The organism is Streptomyces sp. RLB3-17 (assembly GCF_007113425.2).
GTDB lineage: Bacteria > Actinomycetota > Actinomycetes > Streptomycetales > Streptomycetaceae > Streptomyces > Streptomyces mirabilis_D.
In genome coordinates this window covers 8,700,417-8,713,897 of sequence record NZ_CP041610.2, presented here as the reverse complement: position 1 = coordinate 8,713,897, position 13,481 = coordinate 8,700,417, and the positions used below count along the sequence as shown (strand labels likewise).

Here is a 13,481-nt window from a genome sequence, read left to right as displayed (position 1 = left end):
CACACCACGGAGTTGATGTCCATGTCGAAGCGCACCCGCAAGAAGAGGGCCCGCCGCAAGAACAAGGCGAACCACGGCCGCAAGGCCGGTCAGCGTTGAGCCCCAGGGGCGACCCAGGACACACCGGGGTCGCCCCGTACCCCGTGAAAGGCAACCCGTGATCCAGCTCCTCCCCCACCAAATCCCCGCCCTCTCCCGGTGGTTCCCCGCCGCGGCGCCCGGTCCCGCCGCCCTCGCCGAGCACGCCCTGGCCACCGGGACCGGGCAATGGTGGGCCGACCGGGCGGTACACCCGCGCACCGTCGCCGTACGCTGCGCCGACCACGCGCTGCTGCGTGGTGACCCGGACGCCCTCACCGCCGGCGACCTCACGCCGCTGGCCGACTGCTGGATCGACGCGCACGACCGCTTTCTGCCCGTCCTCGCCACGACCTTCGACCGGGTCACCCCGTGGGAGCGCATGGTGTACGTACAGCGCACGCCACCCTCCTCGACACCCCGTCTCCCGTGGGGCGTGACGGTGCGGCGGCTGACACCCGAGCACGCCCCGGCCCTCGCCGGACTCGGCACCGACGCGGCCTGGATCCACGGCACATGGGGCGGACCGACCGCTCTCGCGGCCTCCGGTCTCGGCTGGGTCGCCCTCCACAAGGACCGCGTCCTCGCCGTCGCCTGTGCCTACCTCCTGAGCAGCACACACGAGGACATCGCCTGCCTCACGGTCCCCGAGCACCGACGCGAGCACCTCGCCCTCGCCTGCGTCACCGCCCTGTGCACGGACATCGCGGCCCGCGGCCACACCGCGAGCTGGTCCTGCTCCCGCGACAACCGCCCCAGCCGCCTGCTCGCCTGGACCGCCGGTTTCCGACTGGAGCGCGAGTACGTGCACTACGTGACCGGAAGTCCCGCGCGACACGACCACCTCACCGCGTAGCCGCCGCCTCGCCGGTACGTCAGGATCACGCCGGGCGGGCGGCGTCGAGCGCCGGCGGGGGGCTCACAGGTGGATGGGCAGGTGGCGGGGTCCGCGGAGCATGGCGTTCTGCCGGTAGGGGGGCGGGTCTTGGACCAGGCGGGCCGTGCCGAGGTGGGGAAGCAGCGCACCGAGCGCGGTCTCGGCTTCGATACGGGCGAGTGGTGCGCCGTAGCAGAGATGGATCCCGCTGCCGAAGCCGAAGTGCTCGTTGTCCGGGCGGGTGGGGTCGAACCGGTCGGGCTCGTGGAACCGCTTGGGGTCGCGGCTGCCCGAGGCCAGCGCCAGGATGACGGACGTGCCCTCGGGGATCGTGGTGCCGGCGACGTCGATGTCGGCGAGAGGGATCCTCTCGCGCATGTGGACCGGGGGTTCGTAGCGCAGCAGCTCCTCCACCGCGCGCGGCAGCAGGCCGGGTTCGCGGCGCAGCCGGTCCAGCTCGTCGGGCCGGCGCAGCAGGGTGAGGACGCCGTTGGTGATCAGGTTGACCGTGGTCTCGTGTCCGGCGATGAACAACAGGATGGTGGTTTCCGCCAGTTCCTCGACGGTGAGCCGCAGGGCGGGGTCCGGTTCGTTGATGAAGTCGGAGAGCATGTCGCCGGTGGGACGGCCGCGGCGTTGTTCGGCGAGGTCGACCAGGTACCGGCCCATCTCCTGCCGGGCCTGCAGGCCCGCCTTGTCCCGTTCGGTGGTGTCCTCTTCGGGCCCGATGTCGGCGGACGCGACGATCACGTCGGTCCATCCCTGGAACAGTGCCTCGTCCTCGCGCGGGACGCCCATCAGCCGGCAGATGACGGTGATGGGCAGGGGGTAGGCGAAGTCGTCGACGACGTCGATCTGCTCGCGGTCCCGGAGCGCCTCGATCAGTTCGCCGGTGATGTGGGCGATCTCGCCGCGCATGGCGTCGACCCGGCGGGGGCTGTGCGGCGGCCCGAACGGCCGCATGGTCAGGGTGCGCAGTCTGTGGTGCTCGGGGTCGTCGAGCCGCAGGAACGGCGGCCGCCTCGTCTCCTCGGACGACGACGAGTCGGTGCGGCTGCGCGGTTCGGCACTCATCCGCGGGTCGTGGAGCAGAGCGGCGATTTCGTGGTAGGTGCCGATCAGACAGCTGCCGTCGGCCTGCCGCACCACGGGACCGGCCTCGCGGAGTTCCGCGTACAGCGGGTAGGGGTCGGGGCGGTTCGCGTAGTCGGAGATCCGTGCCAGCAAGGTCTCGGAGGCCATGGTGGCTCCTCGTCGTTGGGCGGGACGTGGGTCAGCGCGTGGGCTGCACCACTGTCAGTCGTCGATCGGGCAGGTGACCGGTGAGCGCCACGGTGGGGCCGTGCGACAGCCCGCTCGGATCGGGCACGTCGGACGGAATCGTGACGTCGGCCGCGATCGCGCGGTCCGCCGCGCCGGGCGGGGGCGGGAACGGAGCTGCCGTCTCGATCAGGTGCTTGTAGTAGTCGAGCGACTTGGCCATGTCGACGGTGACCGCGGCGGTGACCCGTCCCTGGAAGCCGTAGACCACCGCCAGACGGCGCGCCTCCAGAGAGCCCTGGGCGATGACCACGTGGTCGGAGTAGGTGGGCACGCCCACCGACTTGATGTTGAGCCCGAACTGGGTCGACCAGAACGTCGGGACGGCGAGGTGCGGGCGCCGCAGGGGCCCGGGGCTGACCATGTTGTGGGCAGCCACCTCGGCCTGTTCGACCGCGTTGCCCCAGTGCTCCAGGGAGAGCATCTGGTACCCGAACAGCGGGTGCGGGAACCGGGAGACGTCACCGGCGACGAAGACGTCGTCGGTCACTATCCCGTACATGTTGAAGGCCCGGCACCCGGCGTCGCAGGCGATCCCGCGCGGACCCGCCGCCAGCCCGGACTCCGCCAGCCACTCGACGTTGCGGACCGCCCCCAACGCCACCACGCACACATCCGCCTCGACACGACTGCCGTCGGACAGGTCCGCGCCGGTGAACCGGCCGTTCCCGTCCCCGCGCAGCGCGGTGACCGTCACCCCGGTGCGCAGGTCCACGCCGTGGTTGCGGTGCATGGCCGCCGCGAGTTTCGCCAGGGTGCCGCCGAGCGCGCCCACCAGGGGTGCGGGGCCGCGTTCTGCGACCGTGACCTCGATACCCCGCTCCCGGCAGGCGGAGGCGATCTCCGAACCGGTGAAACCGGCACCGATCACCAGCACCCGCTCCGGCCCGGCGGCCAGCCGCTCGGCCAGCTTCCCGGCCTCGTCACTGGTGCGCAGGGTGAACACGCCGTCCAGGGAGGCCTCGTCCGGGTTGGGCCAGGGGCGCGCCCGGGTCCCGGTGGCGATCAGCAGCCGGTCGTACGGCAGCGAATCGCCGTCGGCCAGCATCACCCGTTTCTCCAAGGGGTCCACGCCGGTGGCGGCCACTCCCAGTCGCCAGTCGGCGTCCGGGTCCCGGCGCATCGGCAGCGCCGTGGTGTCCGCCGGCGCCTTGCCGAGCAGCACCTGCTTGGACAGCGGTGGCCGGTCGTAGGGCGCACAGGGCTCGTCCCCCACCACGGTCAGTGAGCCGGTGAAACCCTCCTCGCGCAGCGTCTCCGCGGCCCTGAGCCCTGCCAGCGACGCGCCGACGATCACGATGCGGCCGTCGCTCAGATCACCGGGCACCGGCGCTCACCCCTTCACCGAGGATGATGGCCTGGACCGGGCACGCCGCCGCGGCCTGGCGCACGTGCTCGACCTGGTCGTCCGGGACGGCCGTGGCGTACAGCAATCCCTCCTCGCCGTGCAGCTCGAACACCTCCGGCGCGAGGAACACGCACTGCGCATAGCCCTGGCAGCGCGTGAGATCCACAACGGTCTGCATCCTCACCACCTCCTCCGTGGCCTCACCCCCTCATCCAGCATGGGGGGAGATCCGGAAGCCCGCACGGCCACCGCTCGCCGCCGTGGCGCCGCCGCGGCTTCCGCCCTACCCGGGCAGTTCGAGCGAGATGTGCGGGGACAGGGCGCGCAGGAAGTCGGACGCGTCGAAGATCTCACCGGCGGAGGCGACACCGACCGCACGGGTCCGGCCGGTGAGGATGCGGTGGACCGCCTCCACCGCGAGCGGCGCGCTGACGGCGTAGATGTCCCGGCCGCGTGCCACGGCGCGCCGTTCGGTGCCACCGGAGCGTACGACGACGTCGACGACGAAGGTCTGGTCGGACCGCCCGTCCTCGTCGGCCGCGGTCGGCGCCGGTGTGTCCGCGGCAAAGAGGTCCCTGGCCGCTTCGGTCGTCATGTGGGTGCGCACCTCGGGGATGGAGAGGTGGCTGGGGATGGTGACCACGTCGGCCATCGTGAACTCCGCGACGACCTCCCTGGTGCCCATGGGGTCGGGGAAGCGCCACTTCAGGAGCGTCGGCTTGTCGTCGTGGTACTCCAACCGCCCCTCCGTGTGGCGGACGCGCCGGCCGCCTCGCCGCTCCTGGGAGACCGTGCCCGCGGTGCGTGTCCCGGAGGTGGGGTGCCAACTGCTCAGTCCGTACGCGATGTTCGCTTCGTCGGCCGCCGTCCAGTCCCCCATCGCGGCGGTGGCCAGCAGGTCGCCGAGGCCGCCGTAGAAGGCCATCGCGGGGACGATCACCGCTCCCGCCGCGCGGGCGCGGTCCGCGAAGTCCGTGAACGTGTCGAGGTTGGCCTCGATCTCGGCCGCCACATCGACGTACGGGATCCCGGCGCGCAGTGCCGCCTCGATCACGGGAGCCGCGGTCACGGCGAAGGGCCCGGCACAGTTGATCACGGCGTCCGCACCGTCCAGGGCGCGGTCGAGCGAGGCAGGGTCGTCGACGGACGCCGGCCGGACCTCGAGTCCGGGGACGGATGCCGCCAGCGCCCGCAGCTTGCCGGCGTCGCGGCCGGAGAGCACCGGCACGAACCCGCGCTCCCGCAGATGTGCCACCACAAAGCGTCCGGTGTGTCCGTACGCGCCGAACACCGTCACCGTCTGTCCCGATCCCATGGGTTCTCCCCCGTGCTCGAATGATCCGCTGAGAACATCCTGGCGAGGACGGGCACCTCGTCGTGAGTGTCCGGAACGACGTCCCCCGTACAATTCCGGACATGGTTACCGTCGCGCTGGCCGTCACCCAGGGGATGCTGCACTTCGAACTGTCCATGGCGTACGAGGTGTTCGGCGCCGCTCCGGTCGACGTGACCGTCCCCTGGTACGACGTCGAGGTCTGCGGGTCGGACGCCGTACGGCTCGGCCGGTTCCGGCTGGAGCCCGACCAGGGGCTGGACCGGCTCCGGCATGCCGACACCGTGATCGTCCCCGGCTGGGCGGACGCCGACGAGGACCCGCCCGCCGATCTCGTCGGCGCGGTGCGTGCGGCCCACGAGGCGGGGGCGCGCGTGGCCTCCCTGTGCACGGGCGCGTTCGTGCTGGCCGCCGCCGGACTGCTGGACGGAAGGCGCGCGACCACCCATTGGGCGCACACCGGGGCCCTGGCCGCCCGCTACCCGCGGGTGGAGGTCGATCCGGACGTGCTCTACGTGGACAACGGCAGCGTGCTCACCTCCGCCGGCAAGGCCGCCGCGATGGACCTGTGCCTGCACCTCGTCCGTCTCGACCACGGCTCGTCCGTCGCCAACGCCGTCGCCCGCCGCCTGGTCGTGCCGCCGCACCGAGCCGGCGGCCAGGCCCAGTTCGTCGCCGCCCCGGTGCCCACCCGGGACGACCACCCGCTCGCCGCGCTGCTCCCCTGGGTCATCGAACGCCTCGACCGTCCCCTCACCGTGGAGGACCTGGCGCGCCAGGCCCGGATGAGTTCGCGCCAGCTGGGCCGCCACTTCAGGGCGGTGACGGGCACCACTCCGCTGCAATGGCTGCTGACACAACGGATCCGCCGCGCGCAGGAGTTGCTGGAGACCACCGACGACGTCGTCGACGCCATCGCGACAGCCACCGGCATGGGCACCGCCACAACGCTGCGGCGACACTTCAACCGGACGGTCGGCGTGCCTCCGGACACCTACCGCCGAACCTTCCGCTCACGGCCCCGCACCGACTCGCACGACGACCGGCAACGCCAGCGCCGACGCTGACGGTGTCCCAGCCGGCCTACTCGGCCCGGGATCCCGCGGAGCGGCTGCGCAGGACCGCGAACACGGCTGCGGCCAGTCCCAGTACACCCACGGCCAACCCGCCGACGCCGAGCCCGCGAGCCGTCGAATCGCCGCTCGACGCGGTCGACTTGGAACTTCCTGAGGTCTTCGAGGTCGCCGCCGAGGCGGTCGGGGCGCCGCTGTCCCCGTCCTGCGCGCTCTTGGCCGTGAGCTTGAGGACCGGCGCCGGGTTCTCCGGCTCCTGGCCGCCGGAAGCCTCCTCGATCCAGCGAACGGTCTTGCCGTCGGAGTACGTCTGCAGGGTCTTGAAGGTCAACTGGTCGGTGTCGTCGGGCAGCTGGCCGAAGGCGACGTTGAAGTCCTCGTACTGCCCGACCCCGATCTTGCCGCCGGTCCAGGTGATCTCGGAGACGGCGTCGGTGATGGTGCCGTCATCGGTCTTGACGGGCGTCTTGAGCTTCGTGTCCGTCACCTTGGCGGTCCAGCCGTCCTGCGGGGTGACGAGCACGCCGAGGACGGGGTGGTCGGTGGGCAGGAAGACCTGGACCTTGGTGGTGCCGGCCGTGTTCTCCTCGTTGGGGACACGGAAAGTGAGGACACCGTCGGTGGCGCCCTTGGCGTAGCTCTCGGGGTGGACGGTGACGTGCGCGGAGGCGACGCCCGCGGCGGTCAGGACCCCGGTGGCGGCGAGAGCGGTGACGAGGCCGGCGCGGCGCAGGGGGGTGCGTGTCGTGGACATGAGCGAGGGGATCTCCGTACTGAGGGAGGGATGTCGAGGGTCGGACGGCGTACGACATCCCCCTCGGCGGCCCGCGCCGGTGTACGGCGTGCCGCAGCCTCAACCGCCGCGGTGACCATGCCCCATGGGCAGCCCGGCGCGCCGGTTCCGGCGTACTCGATATTCCCCGGAACCCTCCAGCCACCTGCCACCAGGCAGCCAGCCCCGGCACGAACACGACCGCCCGCCGCAGCAGCGACCACAGCGCGGCCTCGCCGCGCCGCAGCCACCAGGTCAGCACCAGGGCCGCCACGACATGGACGGCGGTGGCGTGCGGTGTCAGCGCATGGGAGTGGGGGTGCGTATGGGACATGCGCAGCCCGTGCATGGCCATCACGGCGTGCGGCCGACCGGCGTCGAACGCCAGGTGCAGGCCTCCCTGGGCCGCGACCGTCGCAGCGCCGATGGCGACCAGCGAACGCTCCCGCCCGCCCAGCAGACAGCCGACCACGAAGACCGGCAGAGCGCCGAGGACCTGCACCCGCACGGGGGGCGCCGCGCCCATGGCCAGCGCATGTCCCCCGGCGGCGAGCAGCACACACAGCACGGCGAACACGGCCGCGCGCAGACTCCGCACCGCCAGGGACACGTTCACGTCACCCGATGCCGCCGGGCAGCCGGAGAATCTCTCCCCTTCACCGCGCATCCGCACCACCGCCACGTCCTACCTGGTCAGACTGCTCCCCTTTACGAGTCGGACGCGGACCCCGTTCAGTTCCCGGGCGATCAGAACGCGGCCCGGAGCCGTCCGGCGGGCTGTGACGCGCGGTAACACATTCTGTGACGTAGGGTCAATCCCTGGGGTGGAATTCCTGGGGTGGAGTCCCTGGGGGATTCTTCGAGGAGGGGGCGAATTGGGGCTGGAGCCGGTGCGGTTCTCGGTTCTGGGGCACGTCCGTGCCTGGCGGGCGGGAACGGAACTGGACCTGGGGCGCCCTCAGGAGAGGGCACTGCTGGCGCTGCTGCTGGTGCGGGCCGACCAACCGGTCGGCATGGGCGAGATCGTGAGCGCGCTGTGGGGGCACCGCCCGCCGCACAGCGCCGTCAACGTGGTGCACCGTCTCGTCGGTGCGCTGCGCCGGCTGCTGGAGCCCGGACTGCCCGCACGGGCGACGGGCCGCTGGCTGGTGCGGGACGCGGGCGGCTACCGGCTGCTCACCGACAGCGGCTCCCTGGACCTCCTGCGCTTCCGTGAACTGCGGGACCAGGCCCGGCGGGCCGCCGCGGAGGGGGTGCCCGCACGCGGCGCGGAGCTGTTCGCCGAGGCGCTGTCCCTGTGGCAGGGGCCGGTCGCCACCGGGATCGGCGCGGAGGTACGGGCGCACGCGGCGTTCGGCCTGCTCAGCCACGAGTACGTCACCGCCGTACGGGAGGCGGCCGACGCGGCGCTGCTCGCTGGTCTGCCCGGCACGGTCCTGCCCGCATTGCGGAGGGCCGCCGCCGAGCATCCCTTGGACGAACCCCTGCTGTCCCGGCTGATTCTCGCGCTGGCCGCCGACACTCGTCGTGCCGAGGCGCTGAGCACCTACCGGGAGGCCTGTGCCCGGCTCGCCGGTGAGCTGGGCATCGACGCGGGTCCTCAGCTGCGCGAAGCCCACCGGACGGTGCTGCTGAACGACCCCGGCACGGCGGCGGCGGACGTGTCCCGGACGGACCTGGCCGAGACGGGCGCGGTCACCTCCGAGGCCGATGAAACGGGCCCGGGTTCCGCCGGTCCACGGACACCCCCGGTGCCGGCCCCCGCCCAACTCCCCCACGACCTGCCGACGTTCACCGGTCGGGAACCCGAACTGGACGAGACACTGGGGCCGCTCACCGGTGAGAGGGCGCTCGCGGAGACGGTGGTGATCAGCGCCATCGGCGGCATGGCCGGAATCGGGAAGACCACGCTGGCCGTGCACTGGGCCCATCAGGTCGCCGACCAGTTCCCCGACGGGCAGCTCTACGTCAATCTGCGGGGGTTCGACCCGTCGGGCACCGTCATGAACCCGGCCGAGGCCGTGCGCGGGTTCCTGGACACGCTGGGCGTGCCGCCCGAGCGCGTCCCGCACGGCGTGGACGCCCAAGCCGCGCTCTACCGCAGCCTGTTGGCCGGGCGCCGCTTCCTCGTCCTGCTGGACAACGCCCGCGACACCGACCAGGTGAAACCGCTGCTCCCCGGGGCCCCCGGGTGTCTCACCATCGTCACCAGCCGCAACCAGCTGTCCGGGCTGGTGGCCGCGCACGGAGCCCGCTCACTGACCCTGCGTCCCTTCGACGCCGACCAGGCCCGCGCCTTCCTCGCCCGGCGGCTGGGCGCCGCGCGCATCGACGCCGAGCCCTGGGCCGTGGCCGAGATCACCGCTCTGTGCGCCGGACTGCCGCTCGCCCTGGCCTGCGTCGCCGCCCGCGCGGCCACCCACCCCGACTTCACGCTGTCGGCGATCGCCGCCGAACTGCGCGCGGCACACGGCAGTCTGGAGGCCTTCGCCCACCCCGACACCTCGGCGGACGTCGGCGCGGTCTTCTCCTGGTCCCTGGCCGCCGTCTCTGCCCCGGCCGCCCGGCTCTTCCGGCTGCTCGCCCTGCATCCCGGCCCCGACCTCTCCGTACCGGCCGCGGCCGCCCTCGCCGGACGTCCGGTGCGCGAAACCCGGCGGCTGCTGAGCGAACTGACCGGCGTCCACCTCCTCGACGAACACGCTCCCGGCCGGTACGCCTTCCACGACCTGCTGCGTGCCCACGCCACCGAACTCGTCCGCACCCAGGACTCCGAGGAGGACCGCGGCGCGGCCGTGCGGCGGCTGTTCGAGCACTGTCTGCACACCGCCCGCGCGGCCGGTCTGCTGCTCGCCCCGCACGAGGACCCGATGCCGCTGGAGCCGCCCGCTCCCGAGAGCGTCCCCGAGCCGCTCGTCGACGACACCGCCGCGCTGGCCTGGCTCACGGCCGAACACGCGGGGCTGCTCGCCGTCGTCGACGCGGCCGCGGGCTCCGGTCACGACCGGCTCGCCTGTCTGCTCGCCTGGTCCCTCGAGCCCTTCTTCGACCGGCGCGGAGCCTGGCACGACTGGGCGGTCGTCGAGCAGACCGCGCTCGATGCCGCCGAGCGGCTCGGGGACCCGGCGATGAAGGCCCGCGGACTGCGGGCGCTGGCCCGCGCGGAGGGCAGGCTGGGCCTGCACGACCGCTCGCGCCCGCGTCTCGAACGCGCTCTGGAGCTCTTCACCGGGCTGGGAGACGCGGTCGGACGGGCCGACACCCACCGAAGTCTGGGCTGGGAGAGCGAACAGCGGGGCGACCTGCCCGGTGCCCTGCGCCACAACCAGCTGGCCCTGGAGCTGTTCCGGAGCGCCGGCCTGCGAGCAGCACAGGCCAGCGTCCTCAACTCCGTGGGCTGGTACCACGCCCTGCTCGGCGAGCACCGGCAGGCGCTGAGCCACTGTTTCGAGGCCCTGACCATGCTCCAGGACCTGGGGGACCGCTACGGCCAGGCGGGCACCTGGGACAGCATCGCCTACGCCTACCAGCACCTGGGCCGCCATCCGCACGCCCTGCTCGCCTACCGCAACGCGCTCTCCCTCTACCGGGAGCTCGGGGTGCCGTATCCGGAGGCCGAGACCCTCACCCGCCTCGGCGACACCCATTTCGCGATGGGCAACCACACGAGCGCCCGCGACTCCTGGCGAGCGGCCCTCGTCCTGCTCACCGCACTCGGCCACCCCGACGCCGAACAGGTCCGCGCCCGACTGCGTGAACGCGCCGAGCGACGCGGCTCCGCATGAACGCGCGCGAACGCCCGGATCGCGCGGACGTCCGGACCGCGGAGACGTCCGGACCGCGCGGACGCCGGCGATCCACAAGGGCGAGCATGGACGTCGAGAATTTCCTCAGTCAGGGCCCTGGGCCCGACATCTCACCTCGGGAGTCCTCATGATCGACTCGGTGACGTCACGCGACACCGCACCGGTCCGTCGTCTCTTCCGGCTGCCGGACACGACCGACGACGCGTTCCTGCACCTGGGACTGCACGTCCAGGGCTCCGTCTCGGTGACACGGGGCGGCACCCAGGTGTTCCTGGCCCCCGGTGACCTGGTGTTCCACGATCCGGCCCGGCGTGACCACCTGCGTTTCAGCGGCCCTTGCCGACTGACGGTCTTCCGGGTGCCCCGCGGTCACCTGGGGGTGTCGCCCTCGGACCTGCACCGGGTCATGGGCCGGCGCGTGCGGGGCGACGAGGGTGTCGGCGCGCTGGTGTCCCACTTCCTCTCGGCGCTCGCCGCCGAGACGGACTTCCGCGGGTCGAGGACGGGCCACCGGCTCGCCCGCTCCGCCGTCGACCTCGTCGCCGTGCTCGTCATGCAACTCCTCGGGGAGGAAACCCCCGACGCGTCGGACGTCGGTACCGAGACGGTGTCGCGGATCCAGGCCTTCATCGAAGAGCATCTGACGGATCCGGATCTGTCACCGGAGTCGATCGCGCTCGCCCACCACATCTCCGTCCGCTACCTGCACAAACTCTTCCAGCAGGAGGGCACCACGGTGGGCCAGTGGATACGGCGGCGCAGGCTGGACGCGTGCCGGCGCGAGCTGAGCCGGAGCGCGAACCGCAGGCCGAGCGTGGCCGCCGTGGCGCGGCGCTGGGGGTTCAGCAGCCCGTCGCACTTCAGCCGCACCTTCCGGGACGCCTACGGCATGTCCCCCAGCGAATGGCAGAGTTCGACGAGGTGATGCGGTTCGAGGTGCTGGGTCCGTTGCGGGTTCGGCGGGCCGAGCGGGAACTCGATCTGGGGTTCCCGCAGCAACGCGCTCTCCTGGGGCTGCTCATGGTGCGGGCGGGGCGGCCGGTGCAGGTGAGCGAGATCGTGGATGTGCTGTGGGCGAGCCGTCCGCCGGCCAGCGCCCCGAACGTGGTGCGCCGGTACGTCGGTGCGCTGCGGCGGCTGCTCGAACCGGGGCTGCCGCCCCGGGCGTCCGGCCGTCGTCTGCCGCGCCGCACCGGTGCCTACCTCCTGGACGCGGAGCCGGACGAGATCGATCTGCTGCGGTTCCGCGAGCTCACCCTGCGGGGCAAGCGGGCGGTCGCCACCGGTCGGCCCGAGGTGGCGGTACGGCAGTTCGTCGGGGCCCTCGGCGAGTGGCGCGGGCCGGTGGCGATGGGGCTCCCCGCGTCGGCTCGCGAGCACGCCCTGTTCCGCGCCGTGGAGCACGAACTCGTGCTCACCACCCGGATGGCGGCCGACGCGGCCCTGCTGTGCGGCACGGCGGGCCTCGTGCTGCCGAGCCTGCGCCGGGCCATCGACCTCGAGCCCCTGGACGAGTCCCTGCACGCCCGGCTCGTGATGGTGCTGGCGTCCTGCGGACTGCAGGCCGAGGCGCTGACGGCGTACGAGGAGGTACGGCGCCGACTGGCCGCGGAGTTGCGGGTCGCCCCGGGCGCCGAGCTGAGCCAGGCCCACACCCGGGTCCTCCGTCAGGAGGTGCGCGCGTCGGCGCCCCCGGTGCACCGACCGGCCGGGACGGCGCTGTCCGAACCGGTGAAACTCCTCGCCAGACCCGCCCAGTTGCCGCCCGGCCTGACGGTCTTCGCCGGTCGGAGCGAGGAACTCGCGGAGCTGACCGCCCTCGCCGGGGCGGCGGCGTCCTCCGGGGCGCCCGGGACGATCCTGGTCAGCGGAATGGCGGGCGTCGGGAAGACCGCGTCGGTCGTGCACTGGGCCCATGAGGTCGCGCATCGGTTCCCGGACGGTCAGCTCTACGTCGAGCTGCGCGGCCACGATGCGGCCGCCGGGCCCACGCCGGAACCCGTGGAGGCGCTGCGCGGGTTGGTGGTGGCACTCGGAGCGCCGCCCCGGCACCTCCCGGACGACCTGGCCGCGCTCAGGGACCTCTACCGCGAGCTGCTGGCGGACCGCCGGGTCCTCGTCGTGCTCGACGACGCCGCCCGCACCGAGCACGTACGTCCGCTGCTGCCCACCGCCCCGGGCTGTCTGGCCGTGGTCACCAGCCGTGACCGGCTGCCCGGTCTGATCGCCTCCGGGGCCCGGCCGCTGTGTCTGGAACTGCCGTCCGCCGCCGAGGCCCGCGCCGCGCTGGCCCTGCGCGTCGGCCGACGGCGGTCGGCCGCCGAGCCCGGGGCGACCGAGGAGATCATCGACCGCTGCGGCCGGCTGCCGCTGGCCCTGGCCATCGTGGCCGCGCGCGCCGTCAGCCGCCCCGACTTCCCGCTGGCCGCCCTCGCCGCCGAACTCCGCGCCGCGCACGGGAGCCTCGACGCCTTCGCGGGCGTCGACGGGACGGCCGACGCCCGCGCCGCGTTCGCCGCGTCCCACCGGTCGCTGCCACCCCCCGACGCCCGGCTCTTCCGCCTCGTGGCGCTGCACCCCGGCCCCGGCATCACGGCGGACACCGCCGCCCGCCTCGCCGGTCTGTCGCCCGGCGAGGCCCGGCCGATCCTCGGTCGTCTCGCCGACGCCCATCTCGTGCGCGAGGACGCGCCGGGCCGCTACACCGCGCACACTCTGCTGCGCGCGTTCGCCGCCGAGCTCGCGGAGGCCGCCGAGGCCGCCGCGACGGAGTCCCTGTCACTCCCGCGTCACTCTTTTTGAACTCGCCCCGACCTACTCTCCGAGCGGAGTGGACGACCGTCCCACGAAGCGTCGTCGCTCCTCTCGACAGTT

General features: G+C 73.1%; 11 protein-coding genes. 6 read left to right on the top strand and 5 right to left on the bottom strand.

Translation table 11 applies throughout. From position 1 onward, the window contains the following. Positions 1 to 21 precede the first annotated feature (21 nt). The gene (locus tag FNV62_RS58080) at positions 22 to 99 is read left to right on the top strand and encodes a 50S ribosomal protein bL37 (protein ID WP_371651371.1); all 78 of its coding nucleotides are present in this window, start codon (positions 22 to 24) and stop codon (positions 97 to 99) included. A gap of 58 nt (positions 100 to 157) precedes the next feature. Further along, positions 158 to 934, top strand: coding sequence for a GNAT family N-acetyltransferase (locus tag FNV62_RS38990; protein WP_143603320.1), 777 nt, complete (start codon positions 158 to 160; stop codon positions 932 to 934). 63 nt (positions 935 to 997) lie between these two features. On the opposite strand, the gene FNV62_RS38985 is transcribed toward FNV62_RS38990, so the two are convergent. The 4 genes from FNV62_RS38985 to FNV62_RS38970 form a co-directional block, all read right to left on the bottom strand. Further along, positions 998 to 2,197: a cytochrome P450 gene (locus FNV62_RS38985; RefSeq protein WP_097286755.1), complete on the bottom strand. Its 1,200-nt coding sequence runs from the start codon at positions 2,195 to 2,197 to the stop codon at positions 998 to 1,000. A 31-nt stretch (positions 2,198 to 2,228) separates the two neighbouring features. Next, on the bottom strand, positions 2,229 to 3,602 hold the full coding sequence (locus tag FNV62_RS38980) for an NAD(P)/FAD-dependent oxidoreductase (protein WP_143603319.1): 1,374 nt from the start codon (positions 3,600 to 3,602) through the stop codon (positions 2,229 to 2,231). Further along, positions 3,592 to 3,801, bottom strand: coding sequence for a ferredoxin (locus FNV62_RS38975; protein WP_060896502.1), 210 nt, complete (start codon positions 3,799 to 3,801; stop codon positions 3,592 to 3,594). The genes FNV62_RS38980 and FNV62_RS38975 overlap by 11 nt, the downstream gene beginning before the upstream one ends. Before the next feature lie 105 nt (positions 3,802 to 3,906). Beyond that, a complete protein-coding gene (locus FNV62_RS38970) occupies positions 3,907 to 4,938 on the bottom strand; it encodes a saccharopine dehydrogenase family protein (protein WP_143603318.1) in 1,032 nt (343 codons plus the stop codon). A 101-nt stretch (positions 4,939 to 5,039) separates the two neighbouring features. Between FNV62_RS38970 and FNV62_RS38965 the strand changes: the two genes are divergently transcribed. Further along, a complete protein-coding gene (locus FNV62_RS38965) occupies positions 5,040 to 6,023 on the top strand; it encodes a helix-turn-helix domain-containing protein (protein ID WP_143603317.1) in 984 nt (327 codons plus the stop codon). 16 nt (positions 6,024 to 6,039) lie between these two features. Here FNV62_RS38965 and FNV62_RS38960 read toward each other — a convergent pair whose 3' ends face one another. Next, complete coding sequence (locus FNV62_RS38960) at positions 6,040 to 6,783, bottom strand: YcnI family protein (protein WP_143603316.1); 744 nt, start codon at positions 6,781 to 6,783, stop codon at positions 6,040 to 6,042. 893 nt (positions 6,784 to 7,676) lie between these two features. On the opposite strand from FNV62_RS38960, the gene FNV62_RS38955 reads away from it, so the two are divergent. From FNV62_RS38955 to FNV62_RS38945, 3 genes are all read left to right on the top strand, one after another. Further along, complete coding sequence (locus tag FNV62_RS38955) at positions 7,677 to 10,586, top strand: AfsR/SARP family transcriptional regulator (RefSeq protein WP_143603315.1); 2,910 nt, start codon at positions 7,677 to 7,679, stop codon at positions 10,584 to 10,586. A gap of 148 nt (positions 10,587 to 10,734) precedes the next feature. Then, the gene (locus FNV62_RS38950) at positions 10,735 to 11,532 is read left to right on the top strand and encodes a helix-turn-helix domain-containing protein (protein WP_143603314.1); all 798 of its coding nucleotides are present in this window, start codon (positions 10,735 to 10,737) and stop codon (positions 11,530 to 11,532) included. Further along, the gene (locus tag FNV62_RS38945) at positions 11,511 to 13,409 is read left to right on the top strand and encodes a BTAD domain-containing putative transcriptional regulator (RefSeq protein ID WP_225900520.1); all 1,899 of its coding nucleotides are present in this window, start codon (positions 11,511 to 11,513) and stop codon (positions 13,407 to 13,409) included. The genes FNV62_RS38950 and FNV62_RS38945 overlap by 22 nt, the downstream gene beginning before the upstream one ends. The last annotated feature ends 72 nt before the right edge of the window (positions 13,410 to 13,481 follow it).

Coding starts and splice junctions, on each gene's coding strand:
- FNV62_RS58080 (WP_371651371.1), top strand. CDS start 22: ATGTCGAAGCGCACCCGCAAGAAGAGGGCCCGCCGCAAGAACAAGGCG.
- FNV62_RS38985 (WP_097286755.1), bottom strand. CDS start 2,197: ATGGCCTCCGAGACCTTGCTGGCACGGATCTCCGACTACGCGAACCGC.
- FNV62_RS38975 (WP_060896502.1), bottom strand. CDS start 3,801: ATGCAGACCGTTGTGGATCTCACGCGCTGCCAGGGCTATGCGCAGTGC.
- FNV62_RS38970 (WP_143603318.1), bottom strand. CDS start 4,938: ATGGGATCGGGACAGACGGTGACGGTGTTCGGCGCGTACGGACACACC.
- FNV62_RS38965 (WP_143603317.1), top strand. CDS start 5,040: ATGGTTACCGTCGCGCTGGCCGTCACCCAGGGGATGCTGCACTTCGAA.
- FNV62_RS38960 (WP_143603316.1), bottom strand. CDS start 6,783: ATGTCCACGACACGCACCCCCCTGCGCCGCGCCGGCCTCGTCACCGCT.
- FNV62_RS38950 (WP_143603314.1), top strand. CDS start 10,735: ATGATCGACTCGGTGACGTCACGCGACACCGCACCGGTCCGTCGTCTC.
- FNV62_RS38945 (WP_225900520.1), top strand. CDS start 11,511: ATGGCAGAGTTCGACGAGGTGATGCGGTTCGAGGTGCTGGGTCCGTTG.